Raw genomic sequence first — 26886 nt, forward strand, 5'->3', positions numbered from 1 at the left:
CATGCTGCGCACGATGCTGAAGTCCAAGATCCACCGGGCCACGGTCACCCAGGCCGACCTGCACTACGTGGGGTCGCTCACGGTCGACGCGGACCTGATGGACGCGGCCGACCTGCTGGCCGGCGAGCAGGTCACGGTCGTCGACGTGACCAACGGCGCCCGCCTGGAGACGTACGTCATCGAAGGCGAGCGGGGCACCGGCGTGCTCGGCATCAACGGCGCCGCGGCGCACCTCGTCCACCCGGGTGACCTGGTGATCGTGATCGCGTACGGGATCATGGACAACGCCGAGGCGGCCGCGTTCCGGCCGAAGGTCGTGTTCGTGGACGGCGAGAACAAGGTCGTGTCCCTGGACGACGACCCGGCGTACGTGCCCGAGGACTCCGGTCTGACCAGCGGCGGCGTCGTCGCTGAGACCGCCGACGCCGCGAAGCTGGACGCGCTGCTGATGCTCGATCCCGCAAGCAGATCTTCGGGCCTCCAGCCTGAGAACAATTCGAGGTAGCGAGTGCTGTTCGCGATCGACGTCGGCAACACCAACATCGTCCTTGGCCTGTACGACGGCCCGACGCTGGTCCACGACTGGCGGATGCGCACCGACGCGCGGATGACCGCGGACGAGTTGGCCCTGACCATGCGTGGCCTGCTCGGCGCGGACGCGGACAAGGTCACGGCTGTGTCGGCGCTGTCCACAGTCCCGGCCGTGCTGCGGGAGTTGCGGGTGATGCTGGCCCGCTACTACGACAACGTGCCGAAGCTGATCGTGGAGCCAGGAGTGCGCACGGGTGTGCCGCTGCTGGTGGACAACCCGAAGGAGGTCGGCGGCGACCGGGTGATCAACACGCTCGCCGCGCACCACCTGTACAGCACGGCGTGTGTGGTGGTGGATTTCGGGACGTCCACGAACATCGACGTGATCTCCGCGCGGGGCGAGTTCCTCGGCGGGGTGTTCGCGCCCGGCATCGAGATCTCGGTGGACGCGTTGGCCGCACGCGCGGCCGCGCTACGCAAGGTCGAGGTCGTCCGGCCGAGGTCGGTGATCGGCAAGAACACCGTGGAGTGCCTGCAGTCCGGGATCCTGTACGGCTTCACCGGCCAGGTCGACGGGCTGGTCCGGCGGATCGTCCGTGAGCTGCACGACCAGGGCCACGAGAAGGACGGGCCGGTCACGGTGATCGCGACCGGCGGCCTGGCCCCGGTGGTGGTGGCCGAGTCGGAGACGATCCAGCACCACCACCCGGACCTGACCCTGCTCGGCCTGCGCCTGGTCTTCGAACGCAACCAACGCTAGCGACGGCGGGTTTTCACGGCGATCGTGCGGAGTGGCAGGTCGAACTCGCCGTTCGCGGTCTCCGGCTGGGCTTTCAGGTAGGTCAGCAGCCGGGTCAGCGCCGCGGTCCGGTCCGCTTCGCTCGCCACCAGCATGTGCGAGTGGGTCGCGACCGTCGCGGCCAGGCTTTCCGCGGTACGGCGGAAGGAGTGGTCGAACGTGTCCCGTTCGAACGGGCCGAACAGGGGGTGGCCGTCCGGCAGCGGGCCTTGGGACGTGGTGCGGCTGACGCCGGTGCGGACCAGTTCCTCGTAGCGCGCGACCCAAGGGACGTCGGGGTTCTCGTAGTTCCAGAACGCGCCGAGCATGCCGCCGGGCCGGAGCACGCGGCCGATCTCGTCGAGCGCCTTGGCCACGTCGAACCAGTGGAACGCCTGGCCGACCAGGACGGCGTCGACCGATCCGGCCGGCAACGGGATGTCCTCGGCCGTCCCGGTCATCGCCTCAGCCTCGGGAAATCGTTTACTCAGCTCGGCCAGCATCTCGGCGTCCGGCTCGACGGCGGTCACCCGTAGACCGCGCGCGAGCAGGGACTGGGTGAGTTTCCCCGTTCCCGCGGCCAGATCGAGGACGTTCTCGGTGCCCTTGCCGAGTACCCAGCCGATCGCGGCGTCGGGATAGTCCGGCCGGTGTTCGGCGTAGGCAGCGGCCTGCGCGCCGAAGGACGCGGCCCGGCGGGCGTGCAGCTCTGCGTCGGGATTGGTCACCCTGCCCAACGTAGAGGTAACCCGTTGGCAGCCGCATACCACTTTTCCGTACGCTTTACGTCCGTGACTGAGCAGCACGAATCGCACGAGTTGGAACCCGACGAGCTACCCGAGCAGATGCGTGTCCGCCGGGAGAAGCGGGAACGGCTGCTCGCGGAGGGTAAGCAGCCCTATCCGGTGGAACTGCCGCGCACGCACTCCCTCGCCGAAGTGCGCGCGACACATTCCGACCTTCCGCCCGAATCGTCCACCGGCGATGTGGTCGGCGTCACCGGTCGGGTGATGTTCATCCGGAACACCGGCAAGCTCTGCTTCGCCACCCTCCGGGAAGGCGACGGAACCGAACTGCAGGCGATGCTGAGCCTTCGCGAGGTCGGCGAGGAAGCGCTTTCCGCCTGGAAGTCGGACGTCGATCTGGGTGATCACGTTTTCGTGCACGGCGAAGTGGTGACGTCCAAGCGCGGCGAGCTGTCGGTGATGGCCGACGAGTGGCGGATGGCCGCGAAGGCGTTGCGGCCACTGCCGAACTCCTACAAGGCGTTGGCCGAGGAAACTCGTATTCGGCAGCGTTATGTCGACCTCATCATGCGGCCGGAAGCCCGCGACATGGTCCGCAACCGGGCGGCGGTCATCCGATCATTGCGGGAAAGCTTCCACCGGCGCGGGTTCACCGAGGTCGAAACGCCGATGTTGCAGACCCTGCACGGCGGTGCGACCGCTCGTCCGTTCGTGACCCACTCGAACGCCTTCGACACCGAGCTGTATCTCCGGATCGCGCCCGAGCTGTACCTGAAGCGGTGCGTGGTCGGCGGGATCGAGAAGGTGTTCGAGATCAACCGAAACTTCCGCAATGAGGGCAGCGATTCCTCACATTCGCCGGAGTTCGCGATGCTGGAGTTCTACCAGGCTTACGGCACATACGACTCGATGGCGGTACTGAGCCGTGAGCTGGTCCAGGAGGCCGCGGACACCGTTTTCGGCGGCCAGGTGGTCACGTGGGCGGACGGTACCGAGTACGACCTTTCCGGTGAATGGTCGTCGCTGACAATGTACGGCTCGTTGTCCGAGGCCCTCGGCGAGCCGGTCACGCCGGCGACGTCGGTCGAGGAACTGCGCAAGCACGCCGACGGACACGACCTGGAGGTGGCCCCCGACCTCGGGCACGGCAAGCTGGTCGAGGAGCTGTGGGAGCACCTGGTCGGCAACGGCCTGACCGCGCCCACTTTCGTCCGGGATTTCCCGGTGGAGACTTCGCCGCTGACCCGTGAGCACCGCGACACGCCCGGGGTGGCCGAAAAGTGGGATCTCTACATCCGTGGTTTCGAGCTCGGCACCGGATACTCCGAGCTGGTCGATCCGGTCGTCGAACGGCAAAGGCTGACCGATCAGGCCAGGTTGGGCGCTGCCGGCGACGATGAGGCGATGCGGTTGGACGAGGACTTTCTGCGCGCACTGGAGTACGGAATGCCGCCCAGTGGTGGAGTCGGAATCGGGATCGACCGCCTGTTGATGGCACTGACCGGACTGGGCATCAGGGAGACGATCCTGTTCCCGATCGTTCGGCCGGAATGAAACAGGCGGGTTCGGCTGGTTGAAAGTCGTCGATTTGCGCTACCGTACGCGTACAGAGTATTGATTGCATGCCGGGCACGCGAGCTATCCGCACCAGCATTCTTCTCTAGGAGGCGACGTATGGCGCAGAAGGTCACCGTGACCCTCGTCGACGACATTGACGGTTCAGAGGCCGAGGAGACCCTCGAGTTCGGGCTGGACGGCGTTTCGTACCAGATCGACCTGTCCGGGGGCAATGCTGAGAAGCTCAGGTCGGTGCTGAGCGACTACGTGGATCACGCGCGTCGTTCCGGTGGCCGAAAGCGTGCGCCCGGAAGGCCGCCGGTGACCGGCCGGCCGCCCCGGACCGCGGCCGTTGACCGCGACCAGAACCAGGCTATTCGGGAGTGGGCGCGGAAGAAGGGATACAAAGTATCCGACCGCGGCCGTATCCCGAAGGAAGTCACCGAGGCGTACCACAACAACCGGGATTGAGTTACCGCCTCGAAACCGAAGGCTTTACCGGCCCGTGGCCCCGCCACGGGCCTTTTTACGGCCTGACCTGCCCTTGGTCGTCGGTTAGGCTTGCCTAACTGAGGACAGGCTATGCTGCTGGGGTGGCTGGAGGCATGCAGGTGGAGACCCCGGTGCGGTTACGCGCGAGCGGGGTCGGGCTCGGGTACGGCGAGCGACTGGTGGTCGACGACCTCGACCTGGACGTGCCGCAGGGCACGGTCACGTCGGTGATCGGCCCGAACGGCTGCGGCAAGTCGACGCTGCTGCGCGCGCTGGGTCGGCTCCTGTCGCCCCGGTCGGGTGAAGTGCTGCTGGACGGCAAACGGATCGACAAGCTGCCGACCAAGCAGGTCGCGCGGACCGTCGGCCTCCTGCCGCAGACCCCGTCCGCGCCGGACGGCCTCACCGTGGCCGACCTGGTCGCCCGCGGCCGGCACCCGCACCAGACCTGGTACCGGCAGTGGTCGGTGGAGGACGAGGCCGCGGTGACCGACGCGCTGAAGCTCACCGGCATGGACGAGCACGCCCAGCGCGTCGTCGACGAACTGTCCGGCGGGCAGCGGCAGCGCGCGTGGATCTCGATGACCCTGGCCCAGGGGACCGACCTGCTGCTGCTCGACGAGCCGATCACGTACCTCGACCTGGCCCACCAGGTGGACGTGCTCGACCTGGTCCAGCACCTGCACGCCACCCGCGGCACGACCGTCGTCATGGTGTTGCACGACCTGAACCTCGCGGCGAGGTACTCCGATCGGCTGGTGGCCATGCGGGCGGGTCACATCGTCGCCCACGGCGACCCGCACGACGTGCTCACCGAGGACCTGCTGCGGGACGTGTTCGACCTGGACGCCAAGATCCTGACGGATCCGGTGGCCGGCACGCCGATGGTCATCCCGATCGGCTCCCGCCATAGGGTTTGATGGCAGTGTTCGATTGTCCTCGCTTCGCTCGGACGGCTTGGCCGCCTGAAGCCGGTCATTTCCACCCCAGCCCACGCGACCGACATCTTCGCTCGGGGCTGGCCGCCGCTGGGCTTGGGGCGATGTCGGGCGTGTTCTGGGGCGTAAATGACCGGCGCGGCCAAGCGGGGGCTGGTGTCGGCGTGGCCAGGCGGGCCTCCTTGAGTTGCCTGCCGTGTATGTCTGGTCATCGGTTGGTCGGCTGATCTGAACGGGTGATTGTGTGACCGCGGTCACGCGGGTGTGGGGCCGTGTTCGCGGACAGCGGACACGTTCCATCTTCCGGAATCCGAACCCGTGTCCGCACGTTGTAAGGGATGTTGGGGATGACGGTGACCTGCGCAGCGGGTCTGTCACCAATCTGTGGTCGCGCGTGGCACTGAGCGCGATGGGCTGGGCGACTACAGTGGTCCTACGGTGCTGAATCCACCAAGCGGGAAAACTTCGGTGGGATTAGGGCCGCCGGCGCAGCAGTCAGGGAGTGCGAATGTTCGAGAGGTTCACCGACCGCGCGAGGCGGGTGGTTGTCCTGGCCCAGGAAGAGGCCCGGATGCTCAACCACAACTACATCGGCACCGAGCACATCCTCCTGGGCTTGATCCACGAGGGTGAGGGTGTCGCGGCGAAGGCGCTCGAGTCGCTGGGGATCGCGTTGGAGGGCGTGCGGCAGCAGGTCGAGGAGATTATCGGCCAGGGTCAGCATGCGCCGAGTGGGCATATCCCCTTCACGCCTCGGGCGAAGAAGGTGTTGGAGCTGTCGCTGCGGGAGGCGTTGCAGCTTGGGCACAACTACATCGGGACGGAGCACATCCTGCTCGGGTTGATCCGGGAGGGTGAGGGTGTGGCCGCGCAGGTGCTGGTCAAACTCGGCGCTGATTTGAACCGGGTCCGCCAGCAGGTGTTGCAGCTCCTGTCGGGGTATCAGGGTAAGCCGGAGGCTGAGCCGGGCGCTCGGGGTGAGGGCACGCCGTCCTCGTCGCTGGTGTTGGACCAGTTCGGCCGCAACCTCACGGCCAGTGCCCGGGAGGGCAAGCTGGATCCGGTGATCGGTCGCTCGAAGGAGATCGAGCGGGTGATGCAGGTGCTGTCGCGGCGCACGAAGAACAACCCGGTGTTGATCGGTGAGCCCGGGGTGGGTAAGACCGCGGTGGTTGAGGGTTTGGCGCAGATGGTGGTCAAGGGCGAGGTGCCCGAGACGTTGAAGGACAAGCAGCTGTACACCCTGGACCTGGGTTCTCTGGTCGCCGGGTCGCGGTATCGGGGTGATTTCGAGGAGCGCCTGAAGAAGGTGTTGAAGGAGATCCGGACCCGCGGGGACATCATCCTGTTCATCGACGAGATCCACACGCTGGTGGGTGCGGGGGCGGCGGAGGGTGCGATCGACGCGGCGTCGATTTTGAAGCCGATGTTGGCGCGGGGTGAGTTGCAGACCATCGGGGCGACCACGTTGGAGGAGTACCGCAAGTACGTGGAGAAGGATCCCGCGTTGGAGCGGCGGTTCCAACCGATCCAGGTGGGTGAGCCGAACCTGGAGCACACCATCGAGATCCTCAAGGGCCTGCGGGACCGCTACGAGGCCCACCACCGGGTCTCCATCACCGACGGCGCCCTGGTGCAGGCGGCGACGTTGGCGGATCGGTATATCAATGACCGGTTCCTGCCGGACAAGGCGATCGATTTGATCGATGAGGCGGGGGCGCGGATGCGGATCCGGCGGATGACCGCGCCGCCGGATTTGCGGGAGTTTGACGAGAAGATCGCGGATGTGCGTCGGGAGAAGGAGTCGGCGATCGACGCGCAGGACTTCGAGCGGGCGGCGAAGTTGCGGGATCAGGAGAAGCAGCTGCTGGGGCAGAAGTCCGAGCGGGAGAAGCAGTGGAAGGACGGCGACCTGGATGTGGTCGCCGAGGTGGACGAGGAGCAGATCGCCGAGGTGCTGGCGCACTGGACCGGGATCCCGGTGTTCAAGCTGACCGAGGAGGAGACCACCCGGCTGTTGCGGATGGAGGACGAGGTCCACAAGCGGATCATCGGCCAGGAGGAGGCGGTCAAGGCCGTCTCCAAGGCGATCCGCCGGACCCGCGCCGGGTTGAAGGACCCGAAGCGGCCGTCCGGGTCGTTCATTTTCGCTGGCCCGTCCGGGGTGGGCAAGACCGAGCTGTCCAAAGCCCTCGCCAATTTCTTGTTCGGTGAGGACGACGCGCTGATCCAGATCGACATGGGCGAGTTCCACGACCGGTACACCGCGTCCCGGCTGTTCGGTGCCCCTCCGGGGTATGTCGGGTATGAGGAGGGCGGTCAGCTGACCGAGAAGGTGCGGCGTAAGCCGTTCTCGGTGGTGCTGTTCGACGAGATCGAGAAGGCCCACCAGGAGGTCTACAACACCCTCCTGCAGGTCCTGGAAGACGGCCGGTTGACTGATGGTCAGGGCCGGACGGTGGACTTCAAGAACACGGTGATCATTTTCACGTCGAACCTGGGTACCCAGGACATCTCCAAGGCGGTGTCGTTGGGGTTCGCCGGTGGTGGTGAGCAGTCGAACAACTACGACCGGATGAAGCAGAAGGTCCTGGATGAGCTGAAGAAGCATTTCCGGCCGGAGTTCCTCAACCGGATCGATGACATCGTGGTGTTCCACCAGCTGACCCGGGAGGAGATCATCAAGATGGTGGATTTGATGATCACCAGGGTGGAGGGTCAGCTGCGCAACAAGGACATGGCGTTGGAGTTGACCGACAAGGCGAAGGCCCTGTTGGCGCAGCGTGGGTTCGACCCGGTGTTGGGTGCCCGGCCGTTGCGGCGGACGATCCAGCGGGAGATCGAGGACCAGCTCTCGGAGAAGATCCTGTTCGGCGAGGTCGAACCCGGCCAGATCGTGCTCTGCGACGTGGAAGGCTGGGAAGGCGAAGGCACCGCCGACGACAAGGCCCACTTCGTCTTCCGCGGCACGTCCAAGCCACGCAACGTGCCGGACTCACCCCCGGTCGACCTGGCGACATCCGCCAGCGCCAGCGACGCCGTCGAAGGCCTGGAGGACTGATCCAGTAGTTCGTACGCACACGAAGAGGGGCGGCTCCCGCGAGGGAACCGCCCCTCTTCGTGTGCGCGGGTGACAAACTGACATCTGGGAAGCTGGACACATGCGGGTTGCGATGTTGGGGCCGCTCAGCCTTCGGGACGCCGCCGACCGGGAGATCGAGGTCGGCGGGATCCGGCTGCGCATGCTGCTGGTCCGGCTCGCGCTGGACGCCGGCCGGATCGTGCCGAACGAGTCCCTGATCGACGGCCTGTGGGGCGAGCGGCCACCGGTCGACGCGACGAACGCCTTGCAGTCGTTGGTGTCCAGGCTGCGCAAGGCCGGGATCGCCAAGCAGTTGGAGTCCCATTCGATCGGCTATTCGTTGGCCGCCACCGATGTGGACGTGCACACGTTCGAGCGGCTGGCCGCCGAGGGGGGCCGGCTGCTGCGCGAGGGCCAGACCAACCGGGCTGCCGAAGTCCTCAGGGAGGCGCTGGACTTGTGGCGCGGGCCGGCGCTGGTGGACGTCGCCGACGCGCCCTTCGCCGGGCCCACGGTCGCCCGGCTCGCGGAGCAACGGCTGACCGCCCTTGAGGATCGTGTTGACGCCGACATCCGGCGCGGCCGGGACGCCGACGTGATCGTCGAGCTGTACGCGCTCACCCGGGAGCATCCGCTGCGGGAACGCCTGGCGGGCCTGCTGATCCAGGCCCTGCACGGGGTCGGCCGGCAGGCGGACGCGATCAACGCGTTCGAGACCGTGAAACGTGCCCTCGCCGACGAGCTCGGTGTCGATCCCGGGCCGCAGCTGCGGGAGATCCACCTGGCCGTGCTACGGGAGAAGCCGGCGAAGACGCCCGGCACGGCCCTGCCCGCCCAGTTGACCAGCTTTGTCGGGCGGCACACCGAACTGGCTGAGCTGGGCAAGGTCGACGACCGGCTGGTCACGTTGGTCGGTCCGGGCGGTGTCGGCAAGACCCGGCTGGCGACCGAGGCCGCCGGCCGGGTGACCGGGCGGGTCTGGTTCGTGCACCTCGCCGGCCTGCGGGAGGCCGTCGACGTTCCGGTCGCGCTCGCCGCCGCGCTCGGCCTGGGCGACATCCGGGTGCCCGACGGGCCTGGCATATGGACCATCAAGACCATGGACGTGACCACGCGCCTGGTGGACGCCCTGAAGAACCGCGCGGACCTGGTGGTGCTGGACAACTGTGAGCACCTGATCTCGGCGGCGGCGAACCTGGCGGACACGCTGTTGGCCGGCTGCCCGACGCTGCGGATCATGGCCACCAGCCGGGAACCCCTTGCCATCACCGGGGAAACGCTTGTGCCGGTGGGGCCGCTGGACCTGCCGGACGAGCAGGCGTCGCCCGACCAGGCGATGGAACGGGCCGCGGTCCGGCTGTTCCTGGACCGGGCGGTCGCGGTCCGGCCCGGGTTCACTGTGGACGAGCACAACGTCGCGGCGGTGGTGGCGATCTGCCGCCAGCTGGACGGGCTGCCGCTGGCGTTGGAACTGGCCGCGGCGCGGCTGCGGTCGATGACGGTCGGGCAGGTCGTGGAACGCTTGGACGACCGGTTCCGGCTGTTGACCGGCGGCAGCCGGACGTCCCTGCCACGCCACCAGACGCTGGGCGCGGTGGTCGAGTGGAGCTGGGGTCTGCTGAGCGAGCCGGAACGGACGCTCGCCGGCCGGCTCTCGGTGTTCGCCACCGGGGCCACTTTGGAAGCGGTGACCGCGGTCTGCGCGGGTGACGACCTGCCGTCGGCCGATGTGTTGTACGTGTTGGCGTCCCTGGTGGAGAAGTCGCTCGTCGAAGCCATCGAAGGCGCAGACGGTGTGCCCAGATACCGGATGCTGCAGACCGTCCGGGCGTTCGCCGCCGCCCGGCTCGTCGACGCGGACGAGGTCCGGGCCAGGTTCACCGGGTACATGCTGGCCATGATCGAGGAGCTCGAACCGAAGCTGCGCGGCCCGGACCAGCTCGGCCATCTGGCCACAATGGACGCTGACCGGCAGAACATCCTTGCCGCGCTGCGGATCGCGGTCGACCGCGGTGACGGCGACACGTCGTTCCGGATCGGCGCCGCGTGGACGTGGTACTGGCTGTTGCGCCAGGGCGCGTTCGCCGACATGTCGTCGGAGCACTCGTTGCCGTTGGAACGCATGAAGTCGCTCGCCGCGCAGGCTCCACCGGACGCCCAGGCGGCCGTGCGGATCCTGGAGATGGCAGGAGATCTCGGCATCCCGGACCGTCCGCTCGTGGTCGAGATGATCGACGTGTGCCGCGAACTGGGGCCGGGGTCGCGCTATCCCGTGCTGGTCCTGCTGGAGCCGATCGCGAACTTGCTTGCGGGCGACCATGCCGAGGCGGTGGCGTCCCTCGCGCGCACCCTTCGCAACCGGGATCCCTGGGTGCGTGCCGCGGTCGCGTCCTGTGCCGCGATGATCGTGATCAACCTGGGCGATCTCGACCGGGCCGAGCGGTGGTTCCGGCACGGCGTCCGCGCGTTTCGCCGGCTCGGCGACCGGTGGGGGCTGATGCTGAGCCTGTCCGGCCTGGGTGAGATCAAGTCGATCCGCGGTGACATCACCGGCGCGATCGCGGACATGACCGAGTCCGCGAAGCTGGAGGCCGAGATGGGGCCATTGTCGAACCCGCCGATGACCTGTGCCCGGATCGCCGAACAACTCCACCGCGCCGGGGATCTCGACGGCGCCGAGCGTGAGCTCATGCAGGTGTTGCGGATCAGCGAGGAACTGGTCCAGCCCACGGTCACCGTCGCCATCCGCTGCCGGCTCGGTGCGGTCGCCAGGGCTCGCGGCGACCTGGTGGCGGCCAGGGAGCACCTCGTGGTGGCCAGGGAGATCGCGGAGGCACTGGGGCACACCTTGACCGACAACCTGGTGTCCTGGGTCGACTGCGTGGAGATGTGGGTGCTGGCCGACGAGGGCAGGGTGGCCGAGGCCCGTGCGCTCGGCCGTTCGGCCCTGTCCGCGATCCAGAGCGGCTTCATGGCCGACAACCAGGGCACCGCCTCCGTGGGTGAGGCGTTGGCGGCCGCGGCGGCGGCCGACGGCGACCTGCCGCTGGCGGCCCGGTTGCTGGGCGTCAGCGCGGCCGTGCGGGGCGCCGTGGACCGCGGGTCGCCAGCCATCCGAGATCTGATGTCCCGGTTCGGCGAACCGGAACGGCAGGCGATGGCCGAGGCCCAACGGCTTCCCCAAGCCGAAGCGCTCGCGTGGTTGTACGCCTAGCTCACCCGGCGGCGGTAGGCGCGCATGGCCAACGGGTAGAACACGACGACGAACCCGACCATCCACGCCAGGGCGCCGAACAGCGGACCCGACACCGGGCCGCCGTTGAGCAGGCCGCGGTTCACCTCGGTCAGCAACGTCACCGGGTTGACGTCGGTGAACGCCTGCAGCCAACCAGGCAGCGTCGACGTCGGCACGAACACGTTGCTGGCGAACGTCAATGGCAGGATGAACGCGATCAACGCCCCCGGCACCGCCTGCGGCGACTTCACCAGCATCCCGACGAGCACCGACACCCAGCACAGGCACAGGCCGAACGCGATCATCAGCAGCAGGTCCAGCACGGCCGACAACGGGTCGGTGTGGATCCGGAACCCCAGGATCATCCCGAACACCAACATGATGATCAGTGACGTGGCATAGCGGATCACGTCGCCGAACACCGCGCCGAGCAGCGGCGCCGACCGGGCGATCGGCAGGCTGCGGAACCGGTCGAACACGCCCTTGCTGATGTCCGTGCACAGCGCGACACCGATGCCGAGGCTGGCGAACAGGGTGGTCTGCACCATCACGCCGGGCAGCAGCAGCTGCAGGTAGGCGTCCCGGTCGCCGCCGCCGATCGCGCCGCCGAACAGGTACGTGAACATGACCAGCATCAGGATCGGCTGCAGGGTGACGTCGATCAGCTGCTCGGGGTTCTTGCGGATCTTGCGGACGCTCCTGGCGGACAGCGTGAGCCCGTGCTGGATCGTCCTCAGTGGACCGATGTGGTTCGGTGCGACGGCGGTGGTCACGGCGCGGCTCCTTCGCGGTCGCCGGTGATGGCCAGGAACGCCTCGTCCAGGCTGGGCAGCCGGAGCGCCAGCTCGTCCACGGTGATGCCGGCCTCGTCCAGCTTTCTGACCAATGTGGACAGCAACATCGGGTCGCCGGCCGGGGTGGTGAACAGGCCCGTGTCGTCGTCGCGGACCGGTGGCACGCCGGTGAGATCGACCAGGATCCGTTCGGTCGCGGCCATGTCACTGGCCAGCGTGGGCCGGACCTGCAGGGTCTGCCCGCCGGTCTTGCGCTTCAGCTCGTCCGGGCGGCCGTCGGCGACCACCTTGCCGTGGTCGAACACGGTGATCCGGTCGGCCAGCTGGTCGGCCTCCTCCAGGTACTGCGTGGTCAGCAGGACCGTGACCCCGTCGCGGACGAGCTTGCGGACGATGTCCCAGACCTCGTTGCGGGCGTGCGGGTCCAGGCCGGTGGTCGGCTCGTCCAGGTACAGCACCCGCGGCCGGCCGACCAGGCTGGACGCCAGGTCGATCCGCCTGCGCATACCGCCCGAGTACGTCTTGACCGACCGGTCGGCCGCGTCGGTCAGCTCGAACTGGTCCAGCAGTTCGCTGGCGCGGGCCCGCGCGGCCGGCTTGGGCATCTCCAGCAGACGGCCGATCATCACCAGGTTCTCCCGGCCGGACAGGTCCTCGTCCACGGACGCGTACTGGCCGGTCAGCCCGATCAGCTGGCGCACCGCGACGGACTGTCGGACCACGTCGAACCCGCCCACGCGGGCGTGCCCGGCGTCGGGTCGCAGCAGTGTCGCCAGGATCCGGACGGCAGTCGTCTTGCCCGCGCCGTTCGGCCCCAGCACACCGAGGATCTTGCCGGTGGGCACGACCAGGTCGACACCGCCGAGCGCGGTCGTCTCGCCGAATCGTTTCACCAGGCCCTCGGCCTCGATGGCGTTGTCTTCTCCTGACATGGTGGCCACTGTGCCCAGCCACGCTGCCAGGCCACGCACAACGCACTGTCAGTCAAGTTCGGGCAAGCTGAGTGTGTGACAGCGACAGCCACCCGGGCGGACGAGCAACCCGCGAGACCCCGGCCAGGGGGCCGCAAGGGGATGATCCTGCTGGTCATCCCCAGTGTGCCGTTCCTGGCGTTCGCGTTTCTCCGGCTGTTCGGGGTGGGCGGCAACCGGTACATCGTCGCGGCGATCGCCCTGACCCCGTACGTCGCCGCGGTCGGGCTGGTACTCGGCGTGATCGGGCTGCTGATGCGCCGGTGGGTCTTCGGCGGGATCGTGATGGGCGTCGCCCTGATCACCGCGGCGGCCGTGGCGCCCAGGATGATCTCGCACTCCCAACCGGAGGCGCACGGCCCGAAGCTCGCGGTGATGAGCGCGAACATGTACTTCGGCCAGGCGGACCCGATCGCCATCGTGACTATGGTCAGGGACAACAACGTCGACGCGCTCAGCCTGCAGGAGCTCACCCCGGACGCGGTCGACCGCCTGCACCGGGCCGGCCTCAACGCGTTGTTGCCGTACCAGCTGTTCCAGCCGCTGAGTGGCGGCTCCGGGTCCGGGCTGGCGTCGAAGTACCCGTTGACGCAGGAGGAGATCACCCCGCCGGCGGTGATGGCGCAGCCGGCCGCGGTCATCGACCTGCCCGGCCTGATCGACCCGGACATTCAGGTCGTGCACGCGCTGCCCGGGGTGATCGACGCGGTGATCTGGAAGCAGGAGCTGGACCGGCTGCCGCCGCCGGCGTTCAAGGTCCGGCCCCGGCTGCTGGTCGGCGACTTCAACGGCACGCTGGACCACCCGGGCCTGCGCAAGCTGACCGACCTCGGGTACGTCGACGCGGCCGAGCGGCGCGGCGCTGGGCTGACGCCGACGTGGCCGGCCGGGCTGTGGCCGCCGCCGGTCACCATCGACCACGTCTTCGTCGACAACCGCGCCGCGATCGACGACTACCGAGTGGTGGACTTGCCCGGCAGCGACCACCGGGCGGTGCTGGCGTGGATCACGCTGCCGAACTGACTCGCTTGTCCAATTCGGACAGTGCGGCGAGCGCGCCCATGGCGAGCGGCACACCCCGGCCGTGCCGGACTTCCGGCTCCCGTGGGTTGATCCGGATCAGCGCGCCGGTCCGGGCCGAGGCCAGTTCGGACATCCGGCGCACGGTCGGCACGGCGTGTCCCGCGCCGATCTCGATCACCACCAGGTCCGCCTGGGCCGCCCGCCATTTCGAGACGCTCGCCAGGATCGCTTCGCTGCGCGTGGGATCCCAGTCGTAGTCACCGAACATCAGGATGTTGGGCCGGGCCAAGCCGGCGCATCCGGGGCACGCGGGCAGGTCGCCGGTGGCGCGCATGGTCTCCTGGTCGACCGGCACATCGACGGTGACCGGCCAGATCGGATGTCCACAGTGGTCGAAACACTGCAGGTGGTGGATCGACCCGTGCACCTCGGCCACATGCTCCGCCGGAAATCCCGCGTACTGGAACTGTCCATCCACATTGGACGTGAACACCCGGATGGGCCGGCCCCAGCCGGTCAGTATCCGGAAGCCCTGGTGTGGCACGGTTTCCCGGTACAGGTTGAGCCGATGGCCGTAGAATCCCCATGCCAACGGCGGATCCTCGGCGAAGTGCACCGGGTCGGCCAGCTCGACGAACCGCAGGCCGAGCCGGGCGTACGGCGGGTACGCGTGCCAGAACCCTTCGTCACCACGGAAATCCGGCAGTCCTGAGTCGACGCCCATGCCCGCGCCCGCGCACACCAGGACCGCCCCGGCGCGTTCGATCAGGTCGGCCGCCTGGTCCAGGTCATTCACCGGCCGCGATGTGCTGCACGACCTCGAACTCCAGCAGGCTCGCCCCGGTCGCCACCGGCTTCGGCCGGCCTTCGCCGCCGTGCTGGCCCCGACCCCGCGCCCAGGCCTGGAAGTCCTCCTCGGTCTCCCACCGCGTGTACACGAAGTACCTGTTCTCGCCCGCGACCGGCCGCAGCAGGTTGAACTCAAGGAAGCCAGGGGAGTCTTTCACCGAGGCCGCCCGCGCGGCGAACCGCTTCTCCAGTTCGGGCCCAGCACCCTCGGGCACCTCGATCGCGTTGATCTTCACCACTGCCATGCGTCCCAGTGTAGGTCGGGTCTCGACGTCCCCGTCCGCGATAGCCGGGCCGAGGTGGTCCCTGGCGCCACCGCCGAAACGCCCGAATACAACTAAGGTATTGGGGCGCTCCTGCGGCGACGCCAGGAACCACCTCGATCCCAGCTCTCATCGAACGGGGACGTCGAGACCCGACCTAGGGACCCGGCATGATGTGCCGGGTGGCTCACGTGGTGGCGGTGTACTTCGACGATGGGGCCGACCGTGCGGTTCGGGCCCTGTGGCGTCGGCTCGACCAGGCTGGTGCCGGCGGGGAGCGCGTCATGCCGCCGCACGTCACGTTCGCCATGGCCAAATCGATCCCGCGCGCGGCCAGGGACGCGCTCCGGCACGAACTGCGCACGCTCGCGATCCCGAACCTGTGGCTGTCGAACCTCGGCACGTTCCCGAACACCAACAACGTCCTGATGCTGGGCGCGATCGTGGACGCCGAGTTGCTGGCCGTGCACTCGGCCGTCCATGACGTGCTCGCCGGCCGGGTCCAGTCGCCGCACGCGTACTACCTGCCCGGCTCGTGGGTGCCGCACTGCACGCTGGCGATGGGTGTCACGCATCCGCAGATGGTCGACGGGTTCGCCGCGTTGCACCCGGTCGACCGGATCGAGGCCGGTGTCGACCAGGTCGTGATCTACGACACGCAGTCCGGGGACACCGAGACGATCAGGTGAGCGAGGACAGGAACGCCTCCACCGCGCCCCGGTAGAAGTCCGGCCGGTCCCGGTGGATGACGTGCCCGGCGCCGGGGACCACGACGTGCTTGCCGCCGCCCGGCGCACGGACCGGCATCTGGCTCATCTGGCCGGGCGGGTTCGTGCCGTGTTCGCCTTCCAGCACGAGCATGGGGCACTGGACCTTGTCCACGAGCGGCCAGTAGTCCGTCTCGCCCCATTCGCCCGCGATGACGAAGAGCCGGTCGATGTCGGCGATCAGGTGGTAGCCGTCGGCGCGTTCCTCGAAACATTCGACGAAGTAGTCGCCGTAGTCGCCGAAGAACTCCTTGACGTGCGCCAACGACTGGAACGGCGTGGGCCACGCGTCGAAGACCGCCCGCCACACGTCGCCTGTCCGGCCGCGCAGGTCGGGCACCATGTCCTCCACGACGATGCCCTTGACCAGGTCCGGATGGGTCGCGGCGAGGGCCCAGGCGTGCAGCCCGCCCATCGAGTGGCCGATGACCACCGACGGCCCGAGGTCCCGGACGACGGCTGCCGCGTCTTCGACGAAGTCCTCGGTCCGTCCTTCCTGCACCGGGTTCCGGCCGTGCGCGCGGGCGTCGATGCCCACGACGTGCCCGTAGCGGGTCAGCCACTGGGCGACGGGCCACCATGTGGTCGCGCGGCCCATCAGGCCGTGCAGCAGCAGGATGCCCTGTCCGCTGCCGCCGAAGTCGACGACCTGGCGCATTCACCCTCCCCATATCCCCTGGTTGGCTAGGTTTAGCCGCATGAGTCGCGCACGCTTGGCCATTCTGCTCGCCTTGGCGTGCTCGGCCGTCGTCGGCTGTTCCAGCAGTTCACCGACACCAGCACCGACACCGCCCGCGCCGAACGCGGGCTCGGACGGCGCCGGCGATCCGTACTACCCGAAGGACGGAAACGGCGGCTACGACGTCACCGCCTACGACGTGGCCATCACCTACGACCCGTCGTCGCAGCATCTCGACGGGGACACCACGGTCACCGCGAGCGCGACCCAGGACCTGAGCCGGTTCGACCTGGACCTCACCGGCCTGGACGTGGCGGGGGTGGACATCGATGGCACCGCCGCCCGGTTCACCCGAGCCGGCCAGCACGAACTGGTGGTCACGCCGGCGGCGACGATCGCCAAGGGCGCGGTCTTCCACGCCCGCGTCAGGTACACAGGCAAACCGACCACGTCGTCCGACGACATGCTGGGCACCACCGGGTGGCAGACCACGCAGTCCGGCGGTGCCTTCGTGGCCGGCGAGCCGCATTCGGCGTCCTTCTGGTACCCGGCCAACGACCATCCGATGGACAAGGCCACGTTCAAGCTGTCCGCGAAGGTCCCGACCGGGTGGAGCGTGATCTCGAACGGTCGCGAGGAGCCCAGCACCCAGGACGGCGGCTGGACCACGTTCCACTGGGTGGAGTCGACCAAAGTCGCCACGTACCTGACCACGATCGGGATCGACAAGTGGACGTTCGAGCGGTCCGCGCTGCCCGACGGCACCCCGGTCGTGAGCGCGTTCGCGCCCGGCGCCGAGGACAAGAAGGCCGTCGAGGCCCGGCTGCCGGAGATCCTCGGCTTCCTGGCCGAGAAGTTCGGGCCCTACCCGCAGTCCGCGGCCGGCGGGATCTTCCTCGACGAGAACATCCGGTTCTCGCTGGAGACCCAGACCCGTCCGATCTACGCCCGCTGGACCGACCTGACCACGGTCGTCCACGAGAACGCCCACCAGTGGTTCGGCGACTCGGTGTCGGTGGCCGGGTGGACGGACATCTGCCTGAACGAGTGCTTCGCCAGCTACGCCACCTGGCTGTGGTCGGAGACGAAGGACCACCAGAACCTGGACCAGCACTACCGGGACCAGGTCACCGGCAACAAGTCCAAGGTCGACTTCTGGTCGAACAAGCTCTACGGGATGGGCGCGGGGAACGAGTTCCACGGCGTGTACGACAAGGGCCCGATGGCGATGCACGCCCTGCGCAGGCAGATCGGCGACGACGCGTTCGCCAAGCTGTTGAAGGACTGGCCGGCGGCGCACAAGGAGGGCACCGCGACCTGGCCCCAGTTCGAGGAGTTCGTCGGCAAGCTGGTGCCGAACCAGGACCTCAGGCCGTTCTTCGACGCCTGGTTCCACCAGGACAAGATCCCCGCCGACCAGTACCTGTACCCGGGTTCGCTGCGCGGCTGACGGAGTTTGTCCACAGGCGCTGTCCACAGGAATGAGGGGTTATCCACAGCTCTGTCCCCAGGTTCGGGGTCAGTGCTCCCCAGGCAGCGCGAACAGTCCCGCGTCGGTCTGCTCCAGCAGCCCGTCCACCAGCAGCGAGTCCAGGCACCGGTCGCGCTGCCCCGAGTCCGCCCACACCGCGTCCAGCCGCGCCCGGGTGACCGGACCGTCCGTGTCCCGCAGCACGTCCAACAACAGCCCGCGCACCTGCCGGTCGGTGCCGGCGAACCGCTGCACCGGCTTGGCCGGCCCGGTGTACTCCGGCCGGCCCGCCTTCTGCCACGCGCACGAGCCGAAGATCGGGCAGTCCACGCACCGCGGCGTCCGGGCCGTGCACACCATGGCACCCAGCTCCATCAGCGCGATCGACATCAGCGCGGCTTCCGCGTCCGCCGCCGGCAACAGGACCTCGACGTCCGCCATGTCCCGCGCGTTCGACGCCGGCCCCGCGTCCCCGGCCCCGTGCACGGCTCGGGCGACCACTCGCCGCACGTTCGTGTCCACGACCGGAACCCGCCTGCTGTAGGCGAACGCGGCGACCGCGCGGGCGGTGTAGTCGCCGATCCCCGGCAACGCCAGCAGAGTGTCCACATCGGACGGGACGATGTCGTTGTGGTGGGCGGCGATCTCGGCGGCGGCCGCGTGCAACCGGAGCGCGCGGCGGGGATAGCCGAGCTTGCCCCAGGCGCGGACCACCTCGCCCTGGGAGACGGCGGCCAGCCCCGACGGGACCGGCCAGCGTGCCATCCACTCGAGCCAGATCGGCTCCACCCGCGCGACCGGGGTCTGCTGCAGCATGATCTCGCTGACCAGCACACCCCACGCGGTGACGCCTGGCTCCCGCCACGGCAGGGAGCGTTTGTTCTTGGTGTACCAAAGGATCAGGGCATCATCCATGATGCCAGGATTCTGTCAGAAGACCTCGGTGAGACCGCCGGTGTGCACGTCGTAGACGAAACCGCGGACATCGGTGTAAAGCAGGTACGGCGCGTGCCGCACCCGGTTCATGGACGTCCGCACACTGTCCTTCACTTCGCGGAATGCCTCCACCGACCACGTCGGCCGCAGCCCGCTCGCCTTTTCGAGCTCGTCCTTGAATCCGTCCTCGGTCACCGTCTGCAGACCGCAGTTGGTGTGCTGGACGATCATCACTTCGCGGGTGCCCAGTTTTCGCTGGCTCAATGCCAGGGAGCGGATCACGTCGTCGGTGACCACGCCGCCGGCATTGCGCAGAACATGGGCCTCACCCTGCAGCAGGCCGAATATCGCGAACACCCGGATACGGGCGTCCATGCAGGTCAGCAGTGCGACCTTGAGCGATGGCTGCGGGGTCGAACGGTCACCGAGAACACGCTCGGTAAGACCGGCATTACGGCTCAACAGCTCGTCGATGGCGCTCATGGTCCGATGGAACCGTGGATATGTCGTCCAGGCAATTGTCGGTTGGTTCTCGTCACGATTTCCGACACGACCCGATCGAGGGACGGTAAGATCCACTGCGCGCGGTGATCTTGGGGTTACTTTCCGCGTTATGAGTGAGCAGGCGTCTCTCTACTGGCGCCGGCGCATGGTTGCCATCGGCGGCGTGGTGATCGCGCTGGTGATCGTTGGCTGGGCCGCCGGCGGCTTCTTCGGCGAGGGGTCGCCCCCGGTGGCCGGCACCAGCGGCAACGTGCGCGACTCGCAACCGCCCTCCAGTCCATCGCCGGCCCAGTCGGGCGGCTCGGGCAGTGCCACGTCACCGTCTCCCTCGCCGACGCCGACAACGCCGGCGACCAGCGCGACTCCGCCGCCGGACCCGAACCAGCCGTGCCCGGACAGCGCGATGCGGGTCACGGTCGAGGTGGGCACGCCGCAGTACAAGGTCGGCCAGCGTCCCGAGTTGCGGCTGGTGCTGACCAACGCGGGCGAGGTGCCGTGCACCAGGGACGTCAGCCGGTCACTGCGCGAGGTGGTCGTGATGACCCAGGACGGCGTCACCCGGCTGTGGTCCAGCAACGACTGCTACCACTCGACGCTGCCGCCGGAGTCGCAGGTCGTGCAGGCCGGCGAGGGGCTGGGATACGACGTGAAGTGGGCGGGCCGGACGTCCGCGCCCGGCTGCCCGACGAAACGGACCACGGTCCAGGCGGGCACGTACTCGGTCATCGGCCGGCTGGGCGCGTTGACCAGCCCACCGGTGCCGATCGTGCTCACCTGAGGGTCAGGGCCCGAACCAGCGTTCCTCGGCGGTCTTCGGCGGGGCCGCGGTGGCGCCGGGCATGAACTCGGTCTCCAGGGTGATGCTGCGCGGGCGGGTGCGTTCGGACGGGCTGAGCAGCAGCCGCCCAGCCGCTTTGCCCTTCTCCAGGACTGGCTGGCGGACCGTGGTCAGGCCGACGCGTTCGGCCTCGGCGATGCCGTCGAACCCGGTGACCGTGATGTCCTGTGGCACCCGAAGCCCGCGCCGCCTGGCCTCGGTCAACGCGCCCAGGGCGAGAATGTCCGACGTGCAGATCAGGGCCGTGATCTGGGAGTCCGCTTCGAGCAGTTGGGCCGCGGCGGACGCGCCCATCGCGCTGGAGTGGTCGAAGCGTTCCACCACGGGCACGTTCGCCCAGTCGACGCCGACCGACTGGAACGCCGCCGCCAAGCCGCCCAGCCGGGTCCGCTGGACGTGGAAATGGGCGTTCTGCTGGCGTTCGACGGCCGCGAAGTCGTCGTGGCGGTCGCGCGCGAGGCGCATGCAGACCACGCCGATCCGGCGGTGGCCGAGGTTGATCAGGTGCCGGGCCAGCACGGTGATCGCGGACTGGTCGTCGATGCCGACCCGGTCGACCCCGTCGATCTGCGGCTGGTCCGCGACGACCGTCGGCACCGGCCGGGACAGCACGGCGGCCAGGTGCGGGTCGTCGTCCGGCACGGAATAGACCACGAAGCCGTCCACGCCCGCCCGGTGCACGGCCGCGACGTCCTCACGTTCCGGGTTGACCGGAACGAGGTGCAGCCCCTGGCCGGCGCCTTCGCAGGCGAGCGCTAACCCCTCCAGGAAGCCCAGTGCCGCGGGGTCCCGGAAGGCGTAGGAGAGGTTCTCGGTGAGCAGCAGGCCGACCGCGCCCGCCTTGCGGGTGCGCAGCGAGCGGGCCACCGGATCGGGGCCGGGATAGCCCAACCTCCTTGCGGTCTCCAGCACCCGTCGGCGAAGCTCTGGAGACAGCTGGTCCGGCCGGTTGTAGGCGTTGGACACCGTGGTCCGGGAGACCCCCAGTTCCGCCGCCAGCGACGCGAGCGTCGCCGGTCGCCGTACATGTATTGACCGCGCCATGCGGTGACGGTAACGGTTCAGAACCAATACGAGAAGTCATGGGACGGCGTGCTAGATCACGTCTTTGTTTCCCAAGGTCAACGCCTGGTTTTTCGCTCAGTTGGTCTAGACCAATGCCAGGAGGTTGCCGCGCTGGTGGGGGCCGTGATGAGCGCTGGGTAACCGGTTACTTTGGTCTACACCACTTCGATACCCGCTGATGGCTGACGTTTTCCCAATTATTGGCTACGGTGAGCGAGAGCACGCTCCAGGACCTGGTCCGGTCCTGTGCGTGGGCGCAGCGTGGCGAAGGGAACAGCAGATGGCCGAGGTCTCGTACGTAGGTGCCTCCAGGGTGTTCGCCGGCAGTCCGCCGGTACGCGCGGTGGACCAGCTCGACCTGGATGTCGCCGACGGCGAGTTCCTGGTCCTGGTCGGCCCCTCCGGATCCGGCAAGTCGACGGCGCTGCGCATGCTCGCCGGCTTGGAGGACGTGGACGAGGGCACTATTCAGATCGGCAACAAGGACGTCACCAACGTGCCGCCGAAGGGCCGGGACATCGCGATGGTGTTCCAGTCCTACGCGCTGTACCCGCACATGACGGTCGCCGACAACATGGGCTTCGCGCTCAAGCTGCGCGGCACGCCGAAGGCGCAGATCAAGGAGAAGGTCGCCGAAGCCGCGGCCATGCTCGACCTGACCAAGTACCTGGACCGCAAGCCGAAGGCGCTGTCCGGCGGCCAGCGGCAGCGCGTCGCCATGGGCCGCGCCATCGTGCGTGAACCCAGCGTCTTCCTGATGGACGAGCCGCTGTCCAACTTGGACGCCAAGCTGCGCGTGGAGACCCGCGCGAACATCGCCGCCCTGCAGCAGCGCCTCGGCACCACGACCATCTACGTCACCCACGACCAGGTCGAAGCCATGACCATGGGCCACCGCGTGGCCGTGCTCAAGGACGGCCTGCTCCAGCAGTGCGACACCCCGCGTGCGCTCTACGACAAGCCGGCGAACGCGTTCGTGGCCGGCTTCATCGGCTCGCCCGCGATGAACCTCAAGACGGTCCCACTGGCCGCCGAGGGTGCCCAGCTGGACGGCGTGGTCGTGCCGCTGCAGCGCACCGCGCTCGACGCCGCCGCCAAGGCCGGCCTGTCCACGGTCACCTTCGGCATCCGCCCGGAGGCGCTGCGCCTGGCCAGCGTCGAGGAGGATGGCATCCAGATGACCGTGGAACTGGTGGAGGAGCTCGGCGCGGACGCGTTGGTGCACGGCGCGGTCAGGATCGGCGAGGCGTCCGAGCGCTTCGTCGTCCGGGTCGACGGCCGTACCCCACCCGGCCTGGGCCAGAACGTGAAGATCGCGGTCCGCGACGCCAACGAGGTGCACCTGTTCCACCCCGACACAGGCGAGCGCCTCACTGACTGAGTCGTCATACCCGAGCGACCCCCACGTCTCCTTGGAGAGGTGGGGGTCGCTTTGTGTAATGGGCGTCACCTGATTGGCGGAATCATATTGGGGATGGTGTCGTAGACTCTGTCACTAACGACAACGGTTTCCATTTCCATGCGGGAGTGTGCATGAGCGCCCGACTTCTGGCAGGTGCTGCGGTTCTGGTCCTCACGCTGGCCGCGTGCGGTGGTAAGGCCGGCGATCCTGGCCAAGGTCCACAGGCCGGGAAGATCCCGGTGGTCGCTTCCACGAACGTGTGGGGGAGCGTGCTGCGGGCGGTCGGCGGTGACGCGGTGGACGTGAAGTCGGTCATCGACGACCCGGCCGCCGACCCGCACGGCTACCAGAGCACCCCGACCGACGCCATCGACCTGCGCAACGCCAAGCTGGCCCTGTACAACGGCGCCGGCTACGACGACTTCTTCACCCAGCTGGTCAGGGAGAACGGCCAGAACGTGCCCACGATCGTGGCGTTCGACCTGTCCGGCAAGAAGCCGGGGGGCAACGAGCACGTCTGGTACGACTTCCCCACGGTCAAGCGGGTCGCCGACAAGATCGCCGAGCAGCTCGGCACGGTCGCGCCGGACAAGAAGGACACCTTCGCGGCCAACGCCAAGGCCTTCGACGGCAGGCTTGACGAGCTGATCGCCAAGGCCAGGTCGATCGGCCAGGCCAAGCCCGGCGTCCTGGTGGTCGTGACTGAGCCGGTGCCGGTCTACCTGTTGGAGACCGCGGGGGTGAAGGACGTGACTCCGGAGGAGTTCTCCAAAGCCATCGAGGAGGAGACCGACCCGCCCGCCACCGCCGTGGCCGCCACCACGGACCTGCTGAAGAACAAGCAGGTCGCCGCCCTGATCAACAACGAGCAGACCGAAACCCCGGTGACCAAGCAGCTCAGGAGCGTCGCGGCCGCGGCCGGGCTGCCGGTGGTGGGTGTGACGGAAACGCTTCCGGACGGCGCGGGCGATTACCTTGACTGGATGGCCAAGCAGGTGGACGCACTCTCGGCGGCGGTGAAGAGATGACCGGTGATCTGCTTTCCGAGTCGAGTGTCGGCGCGGTCGAACAGCCGTTGGTCTCGCTGCGTGGCGCGACTCTGTCGTACGGGCAGCGCGCCCTGTGGGCGGACCTGGACCTGGACCTGTGCCCTGGTGAGTTCGTCGCTGTGCTCGGCCCGAACGGCTCGGGCAAGACGAGCCTCCTGCGGGTGTTGCTGGGCCTGCAGAAACTGTCGTCCGGCCGGCTCACTCTGCCCGGCGGCGACCACAAGGTCGGGTACATCCCGCAGCAGCGGGCCGTCGACCCGTCGATCACCCTGCGCGGGCGCGATCTTGTCGCGTTGGGCTACGACGGCCACAAATGGGGTGTCGGGCTGAAAGGTATGCGCACCCGGCGCCAACGTGTCGACGAGGCGATCAGGGCTGTCGGCGCCACCGCGTTCGCGAACCGGCCGGTGGGGTTGCTGTCCGGCGGCGAACAGCAGCGGCTGCGGGTCGCTCAGGCGTTGGTCAGCGATCCCGCTGTGCTGCTGTGTGACGAGCCGTTGCTGTCGTTGGACCTGGCGCACCAACGGGCGGTGAGCGAGCTGATCGACAAACGGCGGACCGAGGCCGATACGGCTGTGTTGTTCGTCACACATGAGATCAACCCGATCCTGCCTCTGGTCGACCGGGTGCTGTACCTGGTGGACGGCCGGTTCCGGATCGGCGCCCCGGACGAGGTGATGACGTCGGAGGTGCTGTCCGAGCTGTACCGCACCCAGATCGACGTGGTTCGGGTCCGCGACCAGATCATCGTGGTCGGCGCGCACGGTGCCGTGGAGTCCGACCAGCCGCACCACCTGCAAGCGAGGTCGGACTGATGGACAAGTTCTTCGACTTCGACAAGACGCTCGAGGTCATGCAGTACGGGTTCGTCCGCGACGCGTTGATCGCCGCCGCCATCCTCGGCCTGCTGGCTGGCGTGTTGGGGCCGTTGATCGTCAGCCGGAACATGGCCTTCTCCGTGCACGGCACAAGCGAGCTTGCCGTCACCGGCGGCGCCGCGGCTCTGCTGCTGGGTGTCAGCGTCGGGCTGGGCGCGTTGGCCGGGTCGGTCGTCGCGGCCATCGTGCTGGGCCTGTTGTCCCGCCGCAGTTCCGAGACGGACTCGGTGATCGGCGTGGTCCTGGCGTTCGGGCTTGGGCTCGGCGTGCTGTTCCTGTGGATGTACCCGGGGCGGGCGTCGAACAAGTTCGGGCTGCTGGTGGGCCAGATCGTCAGCGTCGACTTCGCCAGCATCCTGCTGCTGTCGATCTGCGCGGTGGTCGTGCTCGCGGTGCTCGCGGTGATCTACCGGCCGTTGATGTTCGCGTCGGTCGACCCGGACGTGGCGCGGGCGCGGGGTGTGCCGACCGGGATGCTGTCGCCTGTCTTCGCCGTGCTGGTGGGCGTCGCGACCGCACTCGGGGTGCAGACCGTGGGCGCGTTGCTGGTTCTGTCGCTGATGGTGACGCCGGCCGCCGCGGCCTGCCGGATCACCGCGAACCCGTTGCGGGCGACCATTCTGTCGGTCGTGTTCGCCGAGGTGTCGGTGCTCGGCGGGATCATCCTGTCGCTGGCGCCCGGGGTTCCGGTGAGCGCGTTCGTGTGCACGATCTCGTTCCTGATCTACGGTTTCGCCCGGGTCTCCACCCGCAAGCGGGTGCTAGCCCACTAGCAGGTGCACCTGCAGTTCGCCGACGAGGAACCCGATGATCGCGCCGACCGCGATGAGTTTCCACTCGTCCTGCCGGAACGCGGGCCGCAGCAGCTCCTCGTACTCCACCCGGGACAGGTCGTTCATCTTGCGCGCGATGGTGTTGCCGACGTCCAGCGCTTCGGTGAGGTAGTCCTCGGCCACCTGAACCGTGCCAGGCAAAGTCCGCATGGCCTGGTCGGCGGCGGCCTGTTTGATGTCCCGCATCCGCCGGTCGCCGATCACCGGCCGGGCCAGACCTGCCCGCGCGTCAACGGTTTCCCACACCACGCGCCGGACCAGGGCGGCCAGGCGGTCGGCCCGTGGACTGTTCAGTACGGCGTCCATGATGTTCGGCACGGTCATCACCTCACGGGCGACGATCTCGCCGTACTTCTGGGCCACCTCGTCCCGACGGCGCTGGAAGATCCCCTGGAACGGCACGATCCCGAGGACGCGGGTGCGTTCCCTGGGGAAGAACACGAGCTTGATGGCCAGCCAGTCGGTGAACCAGCCGATGCACATCCCGAACAGCGGCAGCACGATCGGCAGCTCGGTGAACGCCCACACCAGGGTCTGCACCAGGCCGAGCCCGAACCCGAACCAGATGCCGCTGCGCGCGATGAACGCCATCTCCGGCCGGGAGATGTCCTTGACCAGGCGGACCATCAGGACCGGGTTGCGGCGCAGGGTGGCCACCGCGAGTTCCTTGATGTCCAGCAGGTGGTCGATGTTGTCGCGGATCTCCGCGACCATCCGGCGGACCGCGTCCGGCGCGCCGGCCTGGACCTGTTTGACGATCACGTCCTGGGCGAGCGCCGGCAGGGCCTCCCACAGGGCGGGGTGGTGGCGCGCCATGATCTCGCGGGCGATCCGGTCGATGTCGACGAGCAGGGCGGTTTCCAGCTCGTCGGCCAGCCGGTCGCCGTCGATCCCGGCGACCACCTCGCGGGCGTCGACGAGTTTGCTGGTGAGCAGGTCGGCGGCGATCCGGATCATCCGTTCGGCGTTCCGCGGCACCACACCCTGCCAGCCGAGGAACGTACCCTTGAGGCCGACGAACTCGATCGGCCGGAACATCATCTCGATGGCGATCCGTTTGGTGACATAGCCGAGCGCGGCCGCCACGAACGGCATAGCCACGAGTACCACCCAGTCCGGCACGCACCGGACCTTAGTGGACGGGCGACAATTGGGTTGACAAAGCCGCGATGGCTGCGAGACATTGAAACAAAGATGATTATCTG

25 protein-coding genes are annotated in these 26886 nt (G+C 68.3%); 15 read left to right on the forward strand and 10 right to left on the reverse strand.

Annotated elements, in window-relative coordinates:
- Position 1: 1 nt before the first annotated feature.
- Both panD and EV192_RS22290 read left to right on the forward strand, forming a co-directional pair.
- Positions 2–505, forward strand: coding sequence for an aspartate 1-decarboxylase (gene panD, locus EV192_RS22285; RefSeq protein ID WP_132118425.1), 504 nt, complete (start codon positions 2–4; stop codon positions 503–505).
- A 3-nt stretch (positions 506–508) separates the two neighbouring features.
- A complete protein-coding gene (locus EV192_RS22290; protein ID WP_132118427.1) occupies positions 509–1291 on the forward strand; it encodes a type III pantothenate kinase in 783 nt (260 codons plus the stop codon).
- Here the strand turns inward: EV192_RS22290 and EV192_RS22295 are convergent.
- Positions 1288–2037, reverse strand: coding sequence for a class I SAM-dependent methyltransferase (locus EV192_RS22295; RefSeq protein WP_132118430.1), 750 nt, complete (start codon positions 2035–2037; stop codon positions 1288–1290). The genes EV192_RS22290 and EV192_RS22295 overlap by 4 nt on opposite strands.
- A gap of 117 nt (positions 2038–2154) precedes the next feature.
- Between EV192_RS22295 and lysS the strand changes: the two genes are divergently transcribed.
- The 5 genes from lysS (at position 2155) to EV192_RS22320 (ending at position 11338) form a co-directional block, all read left to right on the forward strand.
- Complete coding sequence (gene lysS, locus EV192_RS22300) at positions 2155–3609, forward strand: lysine--tRNA ligase (protein ID WP_132119716.1); 1455 nt, start codon at positions 2155–2157, stop codon at positions 3607–3609.
- Between the two features lie 120 nt (positions 3610–3729).
- A complete protein-coding gene (locus tag EV192_RS22305; protein ID WP_132118432.1) occupies positions 3730–4083 on the forward strand; it encodes a histone-like nucleoid-structuring protein Lsr2 in 354 nt (117 codons plus the stop codon).
- Positions 4084–4217: 134 nt separating this feature from the next.
- Entirely contained in the window at positions 4218–5024 is an 807-nt protein-coding gene (locus tag EV192_RS22310; protein ID WP_132119718.1) for an ABC transporter ATP-binding protein, read from the forward strand.
- 526 nt (positions 5025–5550) lie between these two features.
- Entirely contained in the window at positions 5551–8103 is a 2553-nt protein-coding gene (locus tag EV192_RS22315; protein WP_132118434.1) for an ATP-dependent Clp protease ATP-binding subunit, read from the forward strand.
- A 100-nt stretch (positions 8104–8203) separates the two neighbouring features.
- Positions 8204–11338 carry an AfsR/SARP family transcriptional regulator gene (locus EV192_RS22320; RefSeq protein ID WP_132118436.1) on the forward strand — a complete coding sequence of 1045 codons (3135 nt, stop codon included), beginning with the start codon at positions 8204–8206 and terminating at the stop codon, positions 11336–11338.
- Here EV192_RS22320 and EV192_RS22325 read toward each other — a convergent pair.
- Together EV192_RS22325 and EV192_RS22330 are read right to left on the reverse strand one after the other, a co-directional pair.
- On the reverse strand, positions 11335–12132 hold the full coding sequence (locus EV192_RS22325) for an ABC transporter permease (protein ID WP_132118438.1): 798 nt from the start codon (positions 12130–12132) through the stop codon (positions 11335–11337). The genes EV192_RS22320 and EV192_RS22325 overlap by 4 nt on opposite strands.
- Positions 12129–13085: an ATP-binding cassette domain-containing protein gene (locus EV192_RS22330; RefSeq protein WP_132118440.1), complete on the reverse strand. Its 957-nt coding sequence runs from the start codon at positions 13083–13085 to the stop codon at positions 12129–12131. The genes EV192_RS22325 and EV192_RS22330 overlap by 4 nt, the downstream gene beginning before the upstream one ends.
- A gap of 75 nt (positions 13086–13160) precedes the next feature.
- Here EV192_RS22330 and EV192_RS22335 point away from each other — a divergent pair, with 75 nt between their 5' ends.
- Positions 13161–14147 (forward strand): endonuclease/exonuclease/phosphatase family protein, encoded by a 987-nt coding sequence (locus EV192_RS22335; protein WP_132118442.1) that lies wholly within the window; start codon positions 13161–13163, stop codon positions 14145–14147.
- Here EV192_RS22335 and EV192_RS22340 read toward each other — a convergent pair.
- Positions 14131–14943, reverse strand: coding sequence for an SIR2 family NAD-dependent protein deacylase (locus EV192_RS22340; protein WP_243726999.1), 813 nt, complete (start codon positions 14941–14943; stop codon positions 14131–14133). The two genes, EV192_RS22335 and EV192_RS22340, sit on opposite strands and share 17 nt — an antisense overlap.
- A complete protein-coding gene (locus EV192_RS22345) occupies positions 14936–15241 on the reverse strand; it encodes an antibiotic biosynthesis monooxygenase family protein (protein WP_132118444.1) in 306 nt (101 codons plus the stop codon). The genes EV192_RS22340 and EV192_RS22345 overlap by 8 nt, the downstream gene beginning before the upstream one ends.
- A 200-nt stretch (positions 15242–15441) precedes the next feature.
- On the opposite strand from EV192_RS22345, the gene EV192_RS22350 reads away from it, so the two are divergent.
- Positions 15442–15948 carry a 2'-5' RNA ligase family protein gene (locus EV192_RS22350; RefSeq protein ID WP_132118446.1) on the forward strand — a complete coding sequence of 169 codons (507 nt, stop codon included), beginning with the start codon at positions 15442–15444 and terminating at the stop codon, positions 15946–15948.
- On the opposite strand, the gene EV192_RS22355 is transcribed toward EV192_RS22350, so the two are convergent.
- A complete protein-coding gene (locus tag EV192_RS22355) occupies positions 15941–16684 on the reverse strand; it encodes an alpha/beta fold hydrolase (protein ID WP_132118448.1) in 744 nt (247 codons plus the stop codon). The two genes, EV192_RS22350 and EV192_RS22355, sit on opposite strands and share 8 nt — an antisense overlap.
- A 40-nt stretch (positions 16685–16724) precedes the next feature.
- Here EV192_RS22355 and EV192_RS22360 point away from each other — a divergent pair, with 40 nt between their 5' ends.
- Positions 16725–18155, forward strand: coding sequence for a M1 family metallopeptidase (locus EV192_RS22360; RefSeq protein WP_132118450.1), 1431 nt, complete (start codon positions 16725–16727; stop codon positions 18153–18155).
- Positions 18156–18224: 69 nt separating this feature from the next.
- Here EV192_RS22360 and EV192_RS22365 read toward each other — a convergent pair whose 3' ends face one another.
- On the reverse strand, positions 18225–19091 hold the full coding sequence (locus tag EV192_RS22365; protein ID WP_132118452.1) for an HhH-GPD family protein: 867 nt from the start codon (positions 19089–19091) through the stop codon (positions 18225–18227).
- A 15-nt stretch (positions 19092–19106) separates the two neighbouring features.
- Positions 19107–19595 carry a beta-class carbonic anhydrase gene (locus tag EV192_RS22370; RefSeq protein ID WP_132118454.1) on the reverse strand — a complete coding sequence of 163 codons (489 nt, stop codon included), beginning with the start codon at positions 19593–19595 and terminating at the stop codon, positions 19107–19109.
- Positions 19596–19725: 130 nt separating this feature from the next.
- Between EV192_RS22370 and EV192_RS22375 the strand changes: the two genes are divergently transcribed.
- The gene (locus EV192_RS22375) at positions 19726–20394 is read left to right on the forward strand and encodes a hypothetical protein (RefSeq protein WP_132118456.1); all 669 of its coding nucleotides are present in this window, start codon (positions 19726–19728) and stop codon (positions 20392–20394) included.
- 3 nt (positions 20395–20397) lie between these two features.
- Here the strand turns inward: EV192_RS22375 and EV192_RS22380 are convergent, their stop codons facing one another.
- Positions 20398–21498 carry a LacI family DNA-binding transcriptional regulator gene (locus tag EV192_RS22380; RefSeq protein ID WP_132118458.1) on the reverse strand — a complete coding sequence of 367 codons (1101 nt, stop codon included), beginning with the start codon at positions 21496–21498 and terminating at the stop codon, positions 20398–20400.
- Positions 21499–21799: 301 nt separating this feature from the next.
- Here EV192_RS22380 and EV192_RS22385 point away from each other — a divergent pair, with 301 nt between their 5' ends.
- From EV192_RS22385 to EV192_RS22400, 4 genes are all read left to right on the forward strand, one after another.
- Positions 21800–22900: an ABC transporter ATP-binding protein gene (locus EV192_RS22385; RefSeq protein WP_132118460.1), complete on the forward strand. Its 1101-nt coding sequence runs from the start codon at positions 21800–21802 to the stop codon at positions 22898–22900.
- Between the two features lie 152 nt (positions 22901–23052).
- A complete protein-coding gene (locus tag EV192_RS22390; protein WP_132118462.1) occupies positions 23053–23949 on the forward strand; it encodes a metal ABC transporter solute-binding protein, Zn/Mn family in 897 nt (298 codons plus the stop codon).
- Positions 23946–24785: a metal ABC transporter ATP-binding protein gene (locus EV192_RS22395; RefSeq protein ID WP_132118464.1), complete on the forward strand. Its 840-nt coding sequence runs from the start codon at positions 23946–23948 to the stop codon at positions 24783–24785. Before EV192_RS22390 ends, EV192_RS22395 begins: the two co-directional genes overlap by 4 nt.
- Positions 24785–25621: a metal ABC transporter permease gene (locus EV192_RS22400; protein WP_132118466.1), complete on the forward strand. Its 837-nt coding sequence runs from the start codon at positions 24785–24787 to the stop codon at positions 25619–25621. The genes EV192_RS22395 and EV192_RS22400 overlap by 1 nt, the downstream gene beginning before the upstream one ends.
- Here EV192_RS22400 and EV192_RS22405 read toward each other — a convergent pair.
- Complete coding sequence (locus tag EV192_RS22405; RefSeq protein ID WP_132119722.1) at positions 25610–26776, reverse strand: DUF445 domain-containing protein; 1167 nt, start codon at positions 26774–26776, stop codon at positions 25610–25612. The two genes, EV192_RS22400 and EV192_RS22405, sit on opposite strands and share 12 nt — an antisense overlap.
- Positions 26777–26886 lie beyond the last annotated feature (110 nt).

Origin of the sequence: Actinocrispum wychmicini, assembly GCF_004345645.1 — a bacterium.
GTDB lineage: Bacteria > Actinomycetota > Actinomycetes > Mycobacteriales > Pseudonocardiaceae > Kibdelosporangium > Kibdelosporangium wychmicini.